Below are 16,971 nucleotides of genomic sequence, written 5' to 3'. Positions count from 1 at the left end.
CTCATATAGCGAGAACGTAAGAAGAACAACTAGAACAAGCGACCTTTACCCCCTTGCGGGAATCTTCAATCCGCGTTGCACCGCGGGCCGCGCCAAGCCGCGATCGAGCCACGCGCCAACGTTCCTGTAATCCTCGAAGCCGACGATCTCGCGAGCTTCGTAGAACGTGATCAGGTTGTTTACCCATCCGATCATCGCGATATCGGCGATCGAATAGTCGTCGCCCAGGAACCACGTCTTCCCGGTCAGCGCCGCATCCATCACACCGAGCAACCGCTTCGATTCTTCGACATAGCGGCCGAGCGGCCGCTTATCCTCCCAATCCTTGCCGGCGAACTTGTTGAAGAAGCCGAGTTGCCCGAACATCGGCCCGACACCGCCCATCTGGAACATCACCCATTGGATCGCATGCCAGCGATCCGCCGGTCCGCTTCCGAGCAGCGTGCCCGTCTTCTCCGCGAGATACAGCAGGATAGCGCCGCTTTCGAACAGCCCGATCGGTTTACCGCCGGGGCCGTCCGGATCGATCATCGCCGGGATCTTGCCGTTGGGGTTGAGTGAGACGAACGCCTCCGACTTCTGGTCGTTCTTGGCGAAATCGACCAGATGCGCCTCATACGGCAACCCGGTTTCCTCCAGCATGATGGATGCCTTCACGCCGTTGGGCGTGGGCAGCGAATAGAGCTGGATCCGGGTCGGGTCCTGCGCAGGCCAATGCGATGTGATCGGGAAGGCGGACAGATCGGTCATGGCGCGAAACTCCATTTGGACAAGGCGGGTCTGCGGGAGATAGTCACAGCCCCCGCGCTTCGCTATGGCCGCGCCACCATGCAGCCGACGGACCTCCGCGTCGCCCTCTTCAGCGGCAACTATAACTACACGCGCGACGGTGCCAATCAGGCGCTGAACCTGCTCGTCGGCTATCTGCTGTCGAAGGGCGTGACGGTCCGGGTATATTCACCGACCAGCAGCCGCCCGGCGTTCGCTCCGACCGGGGATCTGATCAAGGTGGCCGCGTTCAAGATTCCGGCCGGGCGGGACGAGTACAAGCTCGCCTGGGGCATGCCCCCCGGCACGCGCCGCGATCTCGAGGCGTTCGCGCCCAACGTGATCCATGTCGCCGCACCGGAATTTCTTGGCCATGCAGCGGTCAGCTATGCCCGGCGGCGCGGCATCCCGTCGCTAGCGTCGCTGCATACGCGGTTCGAGACCTATGGCAGCTATTACAAGATCGGCTGGCTCGCTCCGGCCGCGATCCGGTTGCTGACGCGTTTCTACAACCGAGTCGATCGGGTGGTGACGCCGGGCCAGTCGATGGCCGAGCTGATTCGTGAGTGGGGCGTGACGACGCCGATCTCGATCTGGTCGCGCGGCGTGGACCATGATCGCTTCTCGCCCAAGGCGCGCGATCTGGTGTGGCGGCGCTCGCTCGGCATCGCCGATGACGAGGTGGCGATCGGTTTCCTCGGCCGGCTGGTGCTGGAGAAGGGGCTGGATATCTTCGCTGACGTGGTCGCGGCGTTGAAGGTGCGCGGGGTGAAGCATCGCGTGCTGGTGATCGGTGACGGCCCGGCGCGCGACTGGTTCGCCGAGCGCGTGCCCGACGCCGCCTTTGCCGGTTTCCAGCGCGGCGACGATCTCGGCCGGGCCGTCGCGTCGATGGACATGCTGTTCAACCCCAGCGTCACCGAGACGTTCGGCAACGTGACGCTGGAGGCGATGGCCGCCTCCGTCCCCGTAGTCGCCGCGCGCGCGACCGGCGCGGTCGACCTGATCGAGGACGGCGTGAACGGTTTCCTCGTGCCACCGCGCGACGTGAATGCCTATGCCGACGCGATCCAGCGTCTGGTCGAAGACGACGAAGCCCGCCGCGCCCAGGGCGCGGCGGGTCACGCCAAGGCGGCGACCTATCAATGGGACAGCGTCAACCAGTCGGTGCTGGATGCGTATCTGGAGTTGGTGGCGCGCACGGCGGGTTAGAAGCCGGCCACATCCCCTGCCGTCAGCCCAGCTTCCCGCGACCGTCACCCCAGCGAAGGCTGGGGTCTCTAAGAGGCGAGCGCGGTGCCGCCGCTTGAGATGCCAGCCTGCGCTGGCATGACGATTGGGGATGAGCGACGATCAGAAACTCAGCGCCAATCAAACGCCAGCGGAGCCTCGCGAAACGCGAACCGGTCGAGATGTCGGGCGACCGCGCCCTTCAATCCCTCAAGCTGCCCTTCCACGGAGGCATCGATCCGCACCTCCAGCGTTTCCGCCTTGGCATCGAACGTCACCAGCGCATCGGCCGGCCAGTCCGCGCCGCGCGCATCCTTGGGAAACACTACGGTGCCGTGCTCGGGCGTGAACTCCACCGTCAGATTGTGCTGCCAATGCTTGCACAATTGCTGGAGATATTTGCTCCCGCTCGTCGTCGGCACCGAAGCCGTTGCGCTGACCGGGCCGCTCATTTCAGCCGCTCGATCTTCTGCGCGACCTCGTCGAGCAAGGCCGCCACTTCATGCAGGCGATCCGCGTCGATATCCTCGGCGGTCAGCCGCTGCTGCAACACCAGGCGAAGGTTGCCCATCGCGCGCCGGATCGGCCCGCCATCGGTGCGCTGCCGCTCGGCGCCGACATCGGCCAGCCGCCCAAACAACGCCTCGATTTCGGCCTCGCGTTCGGTGAGCAACGCCTGACCGGCGACGGTGATCGCGAACTGCTTCTTCGCGCCCTCGGCCTTCTGCTCCTCGATCATACCCATATCGTCGAGCATGGTGATCGTCGGATACACGACGCCCGGGCTTGGCGCATAGGCACCGCCGGTACGGCCCTCGATCTCGCGGATCAGGTCGTAACCGTGACGCGGTTGCTCCGCGATCAGCTTGAGCAGTACGAGGCGAAGCTCGCCGCTGTCGAACATACGACGCCCGCGGCCCGGACCACGCGGCCCGCCTTCATCGCCGCCGCCCCAGCGCACGGAGAAACCACCCCGCCCGCCGAAAACCCGGCCACCGGGGCCGCCGTGCCGCATGCCATGCTTGTTGTGGCCGCCACGGCTGCCTCTTTCGAAAACTATCATCTAAATTCGTCCTTTCAATAACACGATGGCTCTAAGATATATCTTGAAATAGTTTTGGCAAGAGCGTTCCAGACAAAAAATCCGTCATCCCGGACCCGATCCGGGATTCACCGTGCCGCAAACCCAGCATCGGAACCGATCGCGGCGCGTTGGATGCCGGATCAAGTCCGGCATGACGGGGTGGTGAGCAGACATCGCAGCGCCTATCTTCTCTCCAGATGTCCGATCTCTTCGCCCCCTTCGATCCCCCCGCCCGCGAGGCACCACCCGAAAACGCGCCGCTCGCCGATCGCCTGCGTCCACGCACGCTGACCGAGGTCGTCGGGCAGGATCACATCACCGGGCCCGAAGGTTCGATCGGGCGGATGGTCGCTGCCGGTCGCCTGTCGTCGATGATCCTGTGGGGGCCGCCCGGCACCGGCAAGACGACGATCGCCCGCCTGCTCGCCGATGCGGTGGATTTGCGCTTCGTCGCGATCTCCGCCGTGTTCTCCGGCGTCGCCGATCTCAAGAAGGCCTTTGCCGAGGCGCGCGAACATGCCCGGATCGGCAAGCGCACCTTGTTGTTCGTGGACGAGATCCACCGCTTCAACCGCGCGCAACAGGACGGCTTCCTGCCCTATGTCGAGGACGGCACCGTCACCCTCGTCGGGGCCACGACCGAGAATCCCAGCTTCGAACTCAACGCCGCCGTGCTCAGCCGTGCGCAGGTGCTGATCCTGCATCGCCTAGATGCCACCGCCTTGACCAAATTGCTCAACCGCGCCGAGGACGCCGAGGGTCGCCCCCTCCCCCTCACCTCCGACGCGCGCGACGCGATGGTCGCGCAGGCCGATGGCGACGGCCGTTTCCTGCTTAATCAGGCAGAGACATTGTTCTCGGTCGACCTGCCCGAACCGCTCGATCCCGCCGGGCTGTCGGCGTTCCTGCAACGCCGCGTCGCGGTGTACGACAAGGATCGCGAGGGGCATTACAACCTGATCAGCGCGCTGCATAAATCGATCCGCGGCAGCGACCCGCAGGCCGCGCTTTATTATCTCGCACGGATGCTGACGGCGGGCGAGGAACCGCTCTACCTGCTGCGTCGCCTGACCCGCGCGGCCGTGGAAGATATCGGGCTCGCCGATCCGAACGCGCTCGTGCAATGCATCGCCGCGAAGGACACGTACGATTTCCTTGGCAGTCCCGAAGGCGAACTCGCCATCGCGCAGGCCTGCCTGTACCTCGCCACCGCGCCCAAATCGAACGCCGCCTACAAGGCCCAGAAGGCCGCGTGGCGCTCGGCGAGGGAGACCGGATCGCTGATGCCGCCGGAGAATATCCTCAATGCGCCCACCAAGCTGATGAAGGACATCGGTTACGGGAAGGGCTACGCCTACGACCACGATGCCGAGGAAGGCTTTTCCGGTGCCAATTATTGGCCCGCCGAAATGGCTCCGCACACCTTCTACCAACCGACCGAGCGCGGCATGGAAAAGCGGATTTCCGAACGCATGGCGTGGTGGGACGAATTGCGGAAACGGCAGGAATGACCCGGGCCTGGTTTAGCGATGCACCGGCGGCACCACGCGAGGCGTTCGGCGGCCGGTCTTGAGGGAATTCCGGCATTTCTCGGTGATCGATTGGTCCGGGCAGGCGGTTGCCCGGCCGAAGGGGTTGGCCGTGGCCCACGCCGTCACCGGCGATGCCGCACCGCATCTACTCGCGCCGGAGGGCGGCTGGTCACGCGGTGCGATCCTCGATTCGCTGCGGCACCATGCCGAAGCGCGAACCGATATCCTGATTGGCCTGGACCTGTCCCCTGCATTACCGTTCGTGGATCTGGGCGCGTATTTTCCGGGCTGGTCGCAGTCGCCGCCCGACGCGAAAGCGTTGTGGGCGCTGGTCGATGAAGCGTCGTCAGATGACGACCATCTCGCCGCGGCGAGTTTCCTGCGCGATCCAGAGGTGCGCCGCCATTTTCGCCAGCATCTGGATTGCGGCGATCTTTTTTCCGGCGGTCGCGGGCGGCTCCGCATCTGCGAGTCCGGGCAGCAGGCGATGGGGCTTTCGCCGTCGAGCTGCTTCAACCTGGTAGGCGCGGCCCAAGTGGGCAAGTCCAGCCTCACGGGAATGCGCGTGCTGCACCGCCTGAACGGGATCGTCCCGGTCTGGCCATTCGACCCGGTGCTGGACGCCGGCCCGGTGATCGTTGAAATCTACACGACCATCGCCGCCCGTGCCGCACGATTGCGCAAGGGCATCAGCAAGATCCGCGACGGCGAAACGCTCGATCTTGCGCTCGAGGCGCTCGGCACCGCGCCGCATGCCCCGCTCGCGAAGTATGACGACCATGCCACCGACGCGATCCTCACCACCGCGTGGCTTCGGGCCGTCGCAAACCGACCGGAGTTGTGGCACCCGGACGCCCTTACGCCCCATATTGCGCGCACCGAAGGCTGGACCTTCGGCGTGCCATGAAGAGAGGAACGACTTCGTCGCGCTTCAGGTGGAGAGCGACGCCGTAAATCGGTACGTGCCCGACCCGACGCGTAGGTCGATTGCCCCTAGCGGACCTTTGGATACGCCGATCTCGGGTCGCGCCGACAGCGGACGTCCGCTCTCGCGGATCGTGTTTGCAGTGGTGGCGGGCATACGGATCCGCGCGCTTGCGCCGGCAGGTATGGCGACGTCGAGATGGAAGCGGCCGCGCACTGTCCGCCAACGAGTCCGCACCGTACCGAACGGCGTGACCAGCCATGCGGCCGCGGCTGTGATACCGGGGACCGGCGTAGGCGCGATCCATAGCGCGTCTTCGACACCGCGCGCGAAATCGCAGTCGATCCCGCACAGTCCCGTAAACAGCCAGGACATTGCGTGACCGAGCATGAAATGGTTTTGCGAAGACGACGGATTGGCGTCCCACGCTTCGGTCAGCGCGGTCGCGCCCTTGGCAAGTTGCGCGCCGTAACTGGGCGCATCGCGCCGCGCGAGCATTACGGCGAGCCGTTCTGGCGCCGCGGCGGCAAGCGCGCGCACGACATAATGGAAGCCGATATCGCCCGCCGAAACATGGTCGCCACGCGCGCGGATATCGGCGATCAGATGGTTGAGCACCGCGTCGCGTCGCTCGGCCGGTGGCAGATCGAGGACGAGCGCCATCGCGTTGGCCGTCTGGCTGTTGCGATCATATCCGCCGGTTCCGGGATCGAGAAAGCGGGCGTTGATGATCGCCTTCAGCCGATCGGCCTGACCGGCACACGCCGCCGCCTCCGCCGGTTTGTCCAGGATCGTCGCGATCGCCTGCATCGCCCGCAGATCGGCGTACCAGATCGCGGTGCCGGTGAAGGCACGGCTCGTCAATTGCGCTGCGCCCGGCGGATTGGGGCCGATATCGTACCAGTCGCCAAGCCCGACATCGAGAGTGGCATCAACCGACCGCGTCGCCAGATAGTCCATATACCGCCGCATCGCCGGCCATGCCCGTGCGAGGATCGCCGGATCGCCACCGAAGCGGTACGCCGCCCATGGGCTCTGCACCACCGCCGAACCCCATTCGGGCGAATGCCGGAACGGCGTGTCCTGCCCGTTGGGATAGACGAAGCGGATATATTCCGGGGCGATCGACGGGACCATTCCGTCGTCGCGCTGCGCGTCGATGATGTCGCCGAGCGTCTTGTCGTAAAGCGGCAGCGCCTCGATCGTATGGAATACCGTCCCGGCATTGAGCCAGGTCTGTTCCAACCAACCGAGCTTTTCGCGATGTGGACAATCGGTGAGGACGGTCGCGACATTGCTCAGCACCGCCTGTCGGATCAGGCCGTAAATCGCTTCGATGTGCGGGTCGCTGCAAGCAAAGCCGCCGCTCGACGCCAGATCGGCGCGAATGAACTCGCCATCCAGCGCGACGACGCCCTCCCCCTCGACCTCGAGATACCGGAAGCCGGTATAAGCGAAGCGCGGCGTCCACACCTGTTCGTCCTCATCGTCGCCGCATCCGCCGAGGGTGTAATCGAACCGGATCGCCTCGCGCGCGGAGGCACCCATGCTCGCCTGGGTGACGCGGCCGGCAGCGTCGAGCAATTCGCCCGGCGTGATGCGGATCGTCGTGCCGGGCTTGCCGCGCACGGTGAGGCGTGGGCGACCTGCGATGTTGCGGCCGAGATCGTGCACCGCGATGCCGGGGGCGGGATGCGTCACCGCGACGGTCTTCAGCTTTTCCGCGACGGTCAGGCCGGGCGTCGTCTGCGGCCGCAGCGCCCCGCCGGGGCCCGTCGTCGCCACGACCGGTGCCCAGCCCGCATCGCCGGCATCGGGCAGATCCCAGCCGATCGGTTCGCGGCGCGCATCGTGATCCTCGCCGCCGAAGATCGAGGAAAACAGGATCGGCCCCGGCCGCGTCCGCCAATCGCCGTCGCTGACGATCCAGCGTTCGCTGCCATCGTCGTGCACGATGCGGAGTTGCAGGATCAGCTTGGGGGCACCGAACGACCCGACGAACTTGGTGTATCGCCCGGGTCGCTTTGCGACGTCGTACATGCCGCCACCCAGGCGGATGCCGAGCATGTTCGCCCCGACGCGCAAATGATCGGTGATATCGATCGTCTCGTACAGCACCGTCTTGCGAAAATCGGTCCATCCGGGGTTGAGCAAAGCCCGCGACGGCTCGCGCCCGTTGATGCTGAGCGTATGCGCCCCGAGCCCCGCTACGCAGAGCACGGCATGCCGCACCGCACGCTGGATCCTGAAGGCACGGCGGAGCAGCGGCAGCGTATAAGTGGACGTCGCGGGCGGAGCGCCTTCGCTGGGCGGCGCAGTGATCGGGCCATCGCGTTCCGCGGCGATCCAGAATCCTCGCCAAGCGCCCTCGACCCCGGTCACGAACCGCGCGGGTCTGCTCCAGGGCGATGCGCGTGCATCCTGATCCCAGACCATGACGCGCCAGTCTAGCGGCGTCTGCGCGGGCAGCGCGAGGTCCTGCGGCGGCACGAGCGCGAGCGACGGACCGTCGATGCGCCCGCTATCGAACAAGGTCGTACCGCCGGGATCGGTGACGATCACGCGTGCGGCGGACTGGCGCAGATTGCGCTGCGCCGGATCGCGCGCGGCGAGCGTCCAGCCGAATCTCGGCCGTGCGGTCGCCAGCCCCGCCGGCGCGATGCGATGGTCGATACGCAGGTCGCGGGGCAGAAGCGTGCCGATCGCTTCGGCCTGTGCAGCGAGCGACGGCGTGCCGATCGACGCGGTCAGAAGCGCAAGCGTCTCGCGCCGCGTGAGGTGTGTCATTGGCGAGCGCCGAAGGTCAAGGCGTAGGCGTGGCCGGCCTGCAGCTGCAGCACCGGTCCGGCCGGATGCTCGCGTCCGTCCTTCAGCACGCGCATGAGCCGTTGGCCCGGCGGCGGGGAAATCGCGAACGTCGCGTCGCGCTCCGGCCTCAACAGCACCCGCCGTGCCAAGCCACCGCGCCAGACGATATCCACCGCGACGCCACCACGGGCGCGGATGCCGGTGATGCTGCCATCGGGCCACGCGCCTGGCAGTGCCGGCAAGATCCGCAGGCGGCCGTCATGGCTCTGCATCAGCATCTCGACGATCGCCGCCGTCGCGCCGAGATTGCCGTCGATCTGAAAGATCGGCCCGTCATCCGCCGGGTGGGTGTCGAAATAATTGTCGGCGGTGGAGTCGCGGAACAGCTTGCGCAGCATCGCCCAGGCCTGATCCCCCTCGCCCAGCCGCGCGCGGAACATGGTGAGCCAGGCCGCGCTCCATCCGGTCTGCCCGCCACCGCCCGCGAGCCGAGCCGCGAGCGTCTTCCGCGCCGCGGCGGCGAGATCGGGCGTCGTATCCCTGTCGATCTCGTCGCCGGGATAGAGGCCGAACAGGTGCGAGATGTGCCGGTGCCCGGTCTCCGTCTCGGCAAAGGGTTCGGGCCATTCCATGATCCGCCCATCGGCGCCGATACGCAGCCGCTGAAGGGTGCCGATCGCATTGTCGCAGCGCATCGCCATCGCCGTCTTGCCGAGCAGCACGGCCGCATCGCGGCATCGGCTGAGCACCGCATAGGCGATCGACTGCGACATTGCCGGCCCCATCGTGATCGCGCCCCTGCGCCCATCGGGCAGGCGATAGCTGTTTTCCGGAGAGGTCGCCGGCCCGGCGACCAGCTTGCCCGTCGCCGGATGCGGCACGAGATAGTCGAGCGTGAACTCGGCACAGGCCTCGAGCATCGGATAGGCATGGTCGCGCAGGAAGTGGTCGTCGCCGCCGAACAGGTAATGCTCCCAGAAATGCAGCGAGAGCCACGCCAGCCCCTCCGGCCACATCCCGTACAGCAGGTCGCCGTCCAGCGCGGTGTACCCCCAGGGATTGCTGGTATAGTGCGCCGCCGCACCGGCACAGCCGTATGCAACCCGCGCCGTCGTTCGCGCATGCGGCAGTAGCCGTTCGGCGTGCAGGAACAGCGGTGCGGTGAGCGCGCCGAGGCCGCAAACCTCGGCCGGCCAATAGTTCATCTGCAGGTTGATGTTGATATGATAATCCGCGCCCCAGGGCGGGGCGAACCCGTCCGCCCATAGCCCCTGCAGATTGGCGGGCAGCGACCCCGGCCGCGACGACGCGATCAACAGATAGCGCCCGACGTTGAAATACCGCTCGACCAGAGCATGTTCGTCACCGCCCTGTGCCAGTGCAGGAGGCGGCGCTCCGGTGCCGATGGCGGACCCGAGCTTCAGGGCGACCGCATCGAACAAAACGCGATGATCGGCCCGATGCGCGGCGACCAGCGCAGGCCAGGATGTGCGACGGGCCGCCGCGAGCGCGTCGCTGGCGTGGCCGACCGGATCGGGCGCGAGAAGATCCGTCGCTGCGGTCAGCAAGAGCGTCACGCTGCGCGCGCCAGCGATGCGGATACCGTCAACCGTCGCCGTCGCGGTGCCGCCTTCGGCATCGCAGGACAGATCGGCGGCGAAGGTTACGCCATACGGTTTCGGCCGGCCGCGCAGATGCAGGACCGTGCCGGTCGGCGTGACGACGGCATCCTGGCTCCGCCGCAACCGCACGGTCAGTGCGAGGCCCGCGGGCGCGGTCGTCGTCAGCCGGATCGCCAGCACCGCATCGGGATGCGAACACAGGATCGTTCGGGCATGACGATGCCCGCCGATCGTGTAATCGACCCGCGCCTCGCCGGTCGCCAGGTCGAGTGTGCGCTCATACTGCGTCACCGTCTCGCCATGATCGAACGCGAGCAGCAGATCACCGAGTGTCTGGTACGACCCGTAAGTCTCCGGGTTCATCGGCGTCATCATCCGCGCCTGAGCCAGCGCGTTGGCCTCGGCATAGCGCCCGGCGAACAGCAGGCGGCGGACCTCCGGCAATGCGGCAAGCGTCTCGGGCCGGTCGTCCTGCGATGCGCGACCGGACCATAACTCGATATGGTTGAGCGCGATCCGCTCCTCGGCAATCCCGCCATGCACCATGGCACCGATGCGCCCGTTGCCGACCGGAACGGCTTCCAGCCATTTCTCCGCCGGCGTCGCGAAGCGCAGCGTCCGGCTGTCCCCACCCCGCGTCATTCGCGCGAAGGCAGTTTGCGTCCAGCCCGGCAGCAGGCCCGCCGCCATGCCGCCAAGCACCGTGCGGCGCGTGGTCACGGCATGCGCGATGGCGGCGGTGGGCGATCGACAAGCGCGCGGCCGAAATCGCGGTTGGGGGCGACGCCCATCTCGAACACCAGCCGCCCGCCTCGGGCGATATCGGCATGCGCAATCCAGCTTTTCGTCCACGGGCGGCCGTTCCACGTCACGCTTTGGACATAGGGTCGGTCGGGGGCGTTGCCGCGCGCCTCTACGATCAATCGCCTGCCACCACCCAACCGCATTTCGGCACGGTCGAACAAGGGGCTGCCCAGCACGTAGTTGGCGCTGACCGGATCGACCGGATAGATGCCGAGCGCCGACAGCACGAACCATGCGCTCATCTGGCCGCAATCGTCGTTGCCGATGATCCCGTCGGGATCGGCCTTGTACATCTCGGTCAGCAATCGGCGGACCATGGCCTGAGTCTTCCACGCCGCGCCGCAATAGGTGTAGAGATAGGCGACATGGTGGCTCGGTTCGTTGCCGTGCGCATATTGGCCGACCAGCCCGCTGATGTCGGGCGGTGCGTCGGCCGGGAGCGTCGAGGGGCCGTCGAACAACGCATCCAGCTTCGCCTCGAACGTAGCATCGCCGCCCATCGCCACGATCAGGCCGTGCACATCGTGCTGGTTGACGAACGTCCCCTGCCAGCCATTGCTCTCGGTGAAATCCCGCCACTTCTTCGAATGGCCGAGCGCGATCGGATCGTAGGGCAAGGCCCAGTCGCCGTTCGCCAATCGCGGCCGCGCGAAGCCGATCTTCGCATCGAACACGTTGCGCCAATTGCCGCTGCGCCGGCGCAGGCGCGCGGCATCGGCGGTGGCACCCGCCGCATCGGCGATCGATGCGGAGGCATAATCGTCATACGAATATTCGAGCGTGCGCGAGACCGACTCCCAAACCTGATCGGCGGGGATGAAGCCGAGCCGGTCGTAGGGCTCGCGGCCCAGACTGTGGTCCTTGTCCGGCATGGCGAAGTCGAACGCACGGCGGCGGACGTTCGGCCAGGCGGCGGCATAATCGGCGGGAATGCCCTTTGCCCTCGCCTCCGCCAGCACCGAGACCGCGTGCCAGCCGATCATGCAGCCCGTCTCGACCCCTTGCAACGGCCAAGCCGGCGGGCCGTACGGACTCTGCTGCGTCTGGCGGATCAGATCGCCGGTCAGCTCGGCGCTGCGTTCGGGCTGGATCAGCGTGAGCAGGGGATGCAGCGCGCGATACGTGTCCCACAGCGAATAGGTGCTGTAGGCACGCGCCTTGCCCTCGATCCGGTAGACCTGCCGATCGAGCCCGACATAACGGCCATCCGTGTCGGAGAAGAGCGTCGGCCCGAGCTGCGTGTGATAGAGCGCGCTGGCCATGATCGTGCGCTGGTCCGGCGTGCCGCCCTCGACCTTCACCGTCTCGAGCGCCGGTTTCCAGCGCCGCGCCGAGTCGGCACGATAGCGATCGAAGTTCCAATGCCGCGCTTCCGCCGACAGGTTGGCGCGCGCGCCGGCGACATCAACCGCGGAGATGCCGGTACGGATCAGGATCGGCGCGGCGCCGGCATCGTCGTAATGCAGCACGACCTTCAGGCGTTTGCCCACGACACCATTCGCGTCCGCCGGGGCCGGCGCGTCGGCGTCGCCGTAGAACTGGACCCGATCGGGCTTGCGCGACAGTTGCATCGCGAAATGGATCCGACGCCCCTTGGCCCAGCGGAATACGCGGCGACTGCCGGTCAGCAGCCCGGTCTCGTCGATCGCGAGCGAGGCCTCGTCGATCAGCGGCTTCGTGTCCGAACTGTCGAGGATCAGGTGCGACAGGTCGACCAGGATATGCCCAGCGCCTGCCGGGAAGGTATGGCGCTGGATGCCGGTGCGATCGGTGACGGTCAGCTCGGATCGCACGCCGGATTCCAGCGTCACCGCGTAATAGCCCGGCTCGGCCTGTTCCGCGCTGAAGCGCTGGCGATAGCCCGCGTCAGGATCGGCCAGCGTACCGGGGATAAGCTTCACCGGACCGGTGGTCGGCACGACCAGCACGTCGAGCATGTCGCCGATACCGGTGCCCGACAGATGCGTATGGCTGAAACCCATGATCGACGTGTCGGTGCGGTGATAGCCCGAACACGCATCCCAGCGTTCGACATCGGTGTCCGGGCTGAGCTGAACCATCCCGAATGGCAGCGTCGCGCCGGGATAGGTATGGCCGTGCCCGCCGGTGCCGATGAACAGATCGGGCTTGGCTGGCGCGGCAGGTGCGGCGAAGACGGCACGCGAGGTGAGCGCCAGCGCACCGGTGCCGGCCAGAAGCGTGCGGCGGCTGATCTTCATACAAGGGCTTTCAAGAGAGCGGGGCGTCGGGCTGCGACATCCAGGATCAGTTCGCCGAACAGGCCGTTGGCCCAGGCGAACCAGCTGCGGGTGAATTTCGCTGCGTCGTCCTGGTCGAAGGATTCGTGCATGAAGCCGGTGCCGCCGTGGCTCGCCTTCAGCCAGCGCAGGCATTGCCCGACGGTGCGGTCATCCCGGGCGTTGAGTGCGTGCATGACTATGCTCATCGGCCAGATCTGCTTCAGCCAAGTGTGCGGGCTGCCGATGCCGTCCGCAACCTTCCCCGAGCAGAAATACGGATTGCGCGGGCTCCATGCGCGTTCCGCCGTGCGGCGCCACAGCGGATCGTCGCGCGACACGCAGCCGAGATAAGCGAGGCCCGACAGGCTCGGTACGTTGGCGTCATCCATGAAGTGCGCGTTGCCGATGCCGTCCACCTCATAGGCCCAGATCTGCTGCCCATCGGTATCGCGCATCGTGCCGTATTGTCGAAGGGCGGCGTCGACCTCGTCGGCGAGCGCTAGCGCATCTGCCGCCAATTTGGGCTCGGGCCGCGCCTCGGTGGCCAGCACCGCCAGCTGGCGCAGGGCGGCGACGGCGAACAGGTTCGACGGGATCAGGAACGGGAAGATGCAGGCATCATCCGCCGGGCGAAAGCTGGAATGGATCAGGCCGATCGGGCGAGACGGTGGGCCGTAGCCGTCGAGCATCAGCGTTTCACTCGGAATCTTCGATGCGCGCTGGAAGCGGTACGGACCGGGTCCGTCCTTGCGCTGCTGCTCGCGCATCGTGCGAATCGATGCTCGGGCGGCTTCCGCCCAGAGCGCATCGAACGGCGCGGTATCGCGGGTTGCCCGCCAGTAGCCGTGCGCAATCCAGATCGGATAGCAGAGCGAGTCGAGTTCCCATTTTCGTTCGGCGACGCCGGGCTTCATGTCGGTCACGTCCTTCAGCGACCAAGACAGGTTCGTGCGTGCGGCCGGGTCGTGCATGAAGGCGTTGGCATAAGGATCAATCAGGATCGAGCGCGCCTGCCGGCCGATCAGGCCGTGGAACAGAGTGCGCAAGGCCGGGTCATTCGCTGCCAACCGCAGATACGGATGCAGTTGCGCCGAGCTGTCCCGCAGCCACATCGCGTCGATATCGCCGGTGATGACGAACGCATCTGGCTTGCCATCCACGCGCCCCATGAACACCGTGGTGTCGAGCGTGTTGGGATAGCAATTGCCGAACATCCAGGCGAGTTCTGGGTCTGCGATCTTCGCGGACACGCGTGCGATCTCGCGCTCCACCGCCGGGCTGGTGAAGCGGCGATCGGCAAGCGCGGGACGCTTGCTCGCAAAGGCGGGCGGCGCGGCGCGGAGCGGTCCGGTCACGCTCAGAGCCGCGGCACTGGCGATCAGGGTGCGGCGGTCGATCAGGGGGGCGATCATTTCGGCACGTCCTGCGTTCCCGTGACGGTGAAGACCGTATCGATGCCCGGCCCATCGCCGGGCTGCCCACCGCCGACGTGGAGACGATATTCGCCCGGCGCCACACGACGGTTGCCGGCCCCATCGACGCTGCTCATCGCACGCGCATCGATCGTTAAGGTCACACGCTTGGTCTGCTTGGGCTTCAGCGTCTCGCGGCGGAAGGCGACGAGCTGGCGTTGCAGCACGGGATCGTTGAAACCGGGCTTGGCGGTGGGAGCCGGTGGCACGAGATAGGCCTGCACCACCTCGTCTCCCGCCAGCTTGCCGCTGTTGGTGACGCTGGCCACCACGGTGAGTGTTTCGCCCGCCGCGATGCGCGCCTTAGATACCGGTGCCGCATAGGCGAAGCTGGTATAGCTCAGGCCATGGCCGAACCCCCAGAGGGGTGTACCGGTGAAATAGCGATAGGTGCGCTCGCGCATGTTGTAGTCGATGAACGCGGGCAGATCGCGGGTGCGGGCATAGAAGGTCACGGGCAATCGTCCGGCGGGGTTGCTCTTCCCGATCAGCGTATCGGCGATCGCCTGGCCGCCGGCCTGCCCCGGATACCAGCCGACCAGAATCGCATCGGCATGCTCCTTCGCCCATTGCAGCGCCACCGCGCTGCCGCTCATCAGCACGACGACCAGCGGCTTGCCGGTCGCCTTCGCTGCTTCGAGCAGGCGTTGCTGTGCGGCGGGCAGGCCGATATCGGTACGGTCGCCGCCGGAGAAACCTGGCACCTCGATCCCCAGCGCCTCGCCCTCGACGGCGGGGGACAGGCCGACGAACGCGACGATCGCGTCGGACTCCTGTGCCGCCGTGACGGCTTCGGCGATCTGCGCCGCCGGCGGCGCGATCCATGTCAGGCGCATGCCCTGATCCTCGCCGCTATGAGCAAGTTCGATCCGGATATCATGCGCGCCGGCGGTGAGCGTCACCGGCACCTCCACCTTGGTGCCGCTGCCGTCGTCGTCGGCGATCAGCGTGCCGTCGATCCACAGGCGTGAAGGGTCATGCCCCTTGCAATCGAAGCAGCGCGGGACATCCAGCCGCAGCACGTAGGCGCCCGCCGCCGGCGCGGTGAGCGTCCCGGTCCAGCGGACGGACCAGAAAGCCGGGTCGATGCCGGCCGCGGGCGCGGTGCGATCCCAGTCGAAGTCGATCGTCCGATCCGCGCGCACCACGGGCGTGCCGGCGAAGTCGGGACCGTGGAAATATTCGCCGAGCAGTTTCAGCGCGGTGTCGGGCACGGGCACGGGTACGCCGTCCGCGATGCTTGCGCCTTGGGCGTAGCGGATGTTGGCGAAGTTGGCGCGCAACGCGGCGAGCGGAGTGACGGGCGCGGCGGCGGTGCCGTGATAGTTGGCCTCCAACACGTCGAGGCTGTCGGCGTTGGGGCCGATCACGGCGATGCGGGCGGAGGGCTTCAGCGGGAGCACGCCGGTATTGGCGACGAGCACCATCGCCTTGCGCGCCGCCTCCAGCGCAAGCGCGCGGTGGGCAGGCGTATCCACTTGATTCGGCTTGATTTTGTCCCACGGACTGGTAGCGCCGAAGGCACCGCCCAGCGCGCGGCGTTCGGTGAAGACGCGCGACAGGCTGGTGTCGATCAGGCGTTCCGGCACCAGCCCGCGCCGCACCGCATCCCCCAAGGCGGCATAGGTGCGGCCACAATTGAGGTCCATGCCGGCGGCGATCGCGGCTGCCGATCCGCTCGCATGGTCGGGACGATAGTAATGGAAGTTGGCGATGTTGCCGATCGCGTCGCAGTCCGACACGACCAGACCGCGCCAGCCCCAGTCGCGCCGCAGCGTTCGGTCGAGCAGCGCCTCCGACGCGCAGACCGGCACGCCGTGGATCGAGTTGTACGCACACATGACCGATCGCGCCCCGCCCTCGGTGAGCGCCATGCGGAACGCCGGCAGATAGGTCGCCTCGCGGTCGCGCGGGCTGATGTCGACGTCGAACGCATCGCGCCCCGCCTCCGGCCCGCTATGCGCGGCGAGGTGCTTGGGCGTGGCGATCACCTTGGGATAAAGCGGATCGGGGCCCTGCAGGCCGCGCACGAACGCGACGCCCATGCTGCCGGTGAGGAACGGGTCCTCGCCGTACGTCTCCTGCCCCCGCCCCCAGCGCGGATCGCGGAAGATATTGATGTTGGGCGACCAGATCGTCAGCCCCTGATAACGCTTGCGATCACCCTTGGGCAAAGCGTTGGATTTGGCGCGCGCCTCGGTCGAGATCACGTCGCCGACGCGCTCGACCAACGCCGTGTCCCAGGTCGCCGCCAGCGCGATCGCCTGCGGGAAGACGGTGGCGATACCATTGCGCGCGAGACCGTGAAGCCCCTCGTTCCAATAGTCATAAGCGGGCAGGTCGAGCCGAGGGATGGCCGGCGCGCCGCTCTTCAATTGCGCGACCTTCTCGTCGAGCGTCATGCCCGCGATGGCGGGGTCGATGTCTCGCGCTGTTGCGGGTGTTGCCGCCAGCATCGTTGCGAGAACAAGGAAGAGTTTTTCACG

General features: G+C 66.8%; 11 protein-coding genes. 3 read left to right on the top strand and 8 right to left on the bottom strand.

Features of this window, described 5'->3' with window-relative positions:
* Positions 1 to 45 precede the first annotated feature (45 nt).
* Positions 46 to 750 carry a glutathione S-transferase family protein gene (locus ASG11_RS11040; protein WP_055780741.1) on the bottom strand — a complete coding sequence of 235 codons (705 nt, stop codon included), beginning with the start codon at positions 748 to 750 and terminating at the stop codon, positions 46 to 48.
* Positions 751 to 828: 78 nt separating this feature from the next.
* Here ASG11_RS11040 and ASG11_RS11035 point away from each other — a divergent pair, with 78 nt between their 5' ends.
* The gene (locus ASG11_RS11035) at positions 829 to 1,980 is read left to right on the top strand and encodes a glycosyltransferase family 4 protein (protein ID WP_055778979.1); all 1,152 of its coding nucleotides are present in this window, start codon (positions 829 to 831) and stop codon (positions 1,978 to 1,980) included.
* Positions 1,981 to 2,129: 149 nt separating this feature from the next.
* Here ASG11_RS11035 and ASG11_RS11030 read toward each other — a convergent pair whose 3' ends face one another.
* Positions 2,130 to 2,450 (bottom strand): DUF2218 domain-containing protein, encoded by a 321-nt coding sequence (locus ASG11_RS11030; protein ID WP_055778976.1) that lies wholly within the window; start codon positions 2,448 to 2,450, stop codon positions 2,130 to 2,132.
* On the bottom strand, positions 2,447 to 3,061 hold the full coding sequence (locus ASG11_RS11025; protein ID WP_082472713.1) for a PadR family transcriptional regulator: 615 nt from the start codon (positions 3,059 to 3,061) through the stop codon (positions 2,447 to 2,449). Before ASG11_RS11025 ends, ASG11_RS11030 begins: the two co-directional genes overlap by 4 nt.
* Before the next feature lie 218 nt (positions 3,062 to 3,279).
* Between ASG11_RS11025 and ASG11_RS11020 the strand changes: the two genes are divergently transcribed.
* Together ASG11_RS11020 and ASG11_RS11015 are read left to right on the top strand one after the other, a co-directional pair.
* Positions 3,280 to 4,593, top strand: a complete 1,314-nt coding sequence (locus ASG11_RS11020) for a replication-associated recombination protein A (protein WP_055778970.1) — start codon at positions 3,280 to 3,282, stop codon at positions 4,591 to 4,593.
* 130 nt (positions 4,594 to 4,723) lie between these two features.
* Positions 4,724 to 5,521 (top strand): hypothetical protein, encoded by a 798-nt coding sequence (locus ASG11_RS11015; protein ID WP_330218898.1) that lies wholly within the window; start codon positions 4,724 to 4,726, stop codon positions 5,519 to 5,521.
* A gap of 24 nt (positions 5,522 to 5,545) precedes the next feature.
* Here the strand turns inward: ASG11_RS11015 and ASG11_RS11010 are convergent, their stop codons facing one another.
* From ASG11_RS11010 to ASG11_RS10990, 5 genes are read right to left on the bottom strand one after another with little or no spacing between them, the layout of a single operon-like run.
* A complete protein-coding gene (locus tag ASG11_RS11010) occupies positions 5,546 to 8,326 on the bottom strand; it encodes an alpha-L-rhamnosidase (RefSeq protein ID WP_055778964.1) in 2,781 nt (926 codons plus the stop codon).
* A complete protein-coding gene (locus tag ASG11_RS11005; RefSeq protein ID WP_055778963.1) occupies positions 8,323 to 10,689 on the bottom strand; it encodes a glycoside hydrolase family 95 protein in 2,367 nt (788 codons plus the stop codon). The genes ASG11_RS11010 and ASG11_RS11005 overlap by 4 nt, the downstream gene beginning before the upstream one ends.
* Positions 10,686 to 12,992 carry a GH92 family glycosyl hydrolase gene (locus tag ASG11_RS11000; RefSeq protein WP_055778960.1) on the bottom strand — a complete coding sequence of 769 codons (2,307 nt, stop codon included), beginning with the start codon at positions 12,990 to 12,992 and terminating at the stop codon, positions 10,686 to 10,688. Before ASG11_RS11000 ends, ASG11_RS11005 begins: the two co-directional genes overlap by 4 nt.
* The gene (locus ASG11_RS10995; protein ID WP_156363736.1) at positions 12,989 to 14,425 is read right to left on the bottom strand and encodes a glycoside hydrolase family 125 protein; all 1,437 of its coding nucleotides are present in this window, start codon (positions 14,423 to 14,425) and stop codon (positions 12,989 to 12,991) included. The genes ASG11_RS11000 and ASG11_RS10995 overlap by 4 nt, the downstream gene beginning before the upstream one ends.
* Positions 14,422 to 16,887, bottom strand: coding sequence for a glycoside hydrolase family 3 C-terminal domain-containing protein (locus ASG11_RS10990; RefSeq protein ID WP_236697461.1), 2,466 nt, complete (start codon positions 16,885 to 16,887; stop codon positions 14,422 to 14,424). Before ASG11_RS10990 ends, ASG11_RS10995 begins: the two co-directional genes overlap by 4 nt.
* Between the last annotated feature and the right edge of the window lie 84 nt (positions 16,888 to 16,971).

The sequence above is a fragment of the Sphingomonas sp. Leaf357 genome (assembly GCF_001423845.1).
Classification (GTDB): domain Bacteria; phylum Pseudomonadota; class Alphaproteobacteria; order Sphingomonadales; family Sphingomonadaceae; genus Sphingomonas.
The sequence above is the reverse complement of the archived record's forward strand: the minus strand, read 5'-3'. Positions and strand labels throughout refer to the sequence as shown.

Excerpts from the sequence above, each read along its gene's own strand:
- ASG11_RS11030 (WP_055778976.1), bottom strand. The coding sequence starts at position 2,450 with ATGAGCGGCCCGGTCAGCGCAACGGCTTCGGTGCCGACGACGAGCGGG.
- ASG11_RS11010 (WP_055778964.1), bottom strand. The coding sequence starts at position 8,326 with ATGACACACCTCACGCGGCGCGAGACGCTTGCGCTTCTGACCGCGTCG.
- ASG11_RS11025 (WP_082472713.1), bottom strand. The coding sequence starts at position 3,061 with ATGATAGTTTTCGAAAGAGGCAGCCGTGGCGGCCACAACAAGCATGGC.
- ASG11_RS11040 (WP_055780741.1), bottom strand. The coding sequence starts at position 750 with ATGACCGATCTGTCCGCCTTCCCGATCACATCGCATTGGCCTGCGCAG.
- ASG11_RS10995 (WP_156363736.1), bottom strand. The coding sequence starts at position 14,425 with ATGATCGCCCCCCTGATCGACCGCCGCACCCTGATCGCCAGTGCCGCG.
- ASG11_RS10990 (WP_236697461.1), bottom strand. The coding sequence starts at position 16,887 with ATGACGCTCGACGAGAAGGTCGCGCAATTGAAGAGCGGCGCGCCGGCC.
- ASG11_RS11000 (WP_055778960.1), bottom strand. The coding sequence starts at position 12,992 with ATGAAGATCAGCCGCCGCACGCTTCTGGCCGGCACCGGTGCGCTGGCG.
- ASG11_RS11035 (WP_055778979.1), top strand. The coding sequence starts at position 829 with ATGCAGCCGACGGACCTCCGCGTCGCCCTCTTCAGCGGCAACTATAAC.
- ASG11_RS11020 (WP_055778970.1), top strand. The coding sequence starts at position 3,280 with ATGTCCGATCTCTTCGCCCCCTTCGATCCCCCCGCCCGCGAGGCACCA.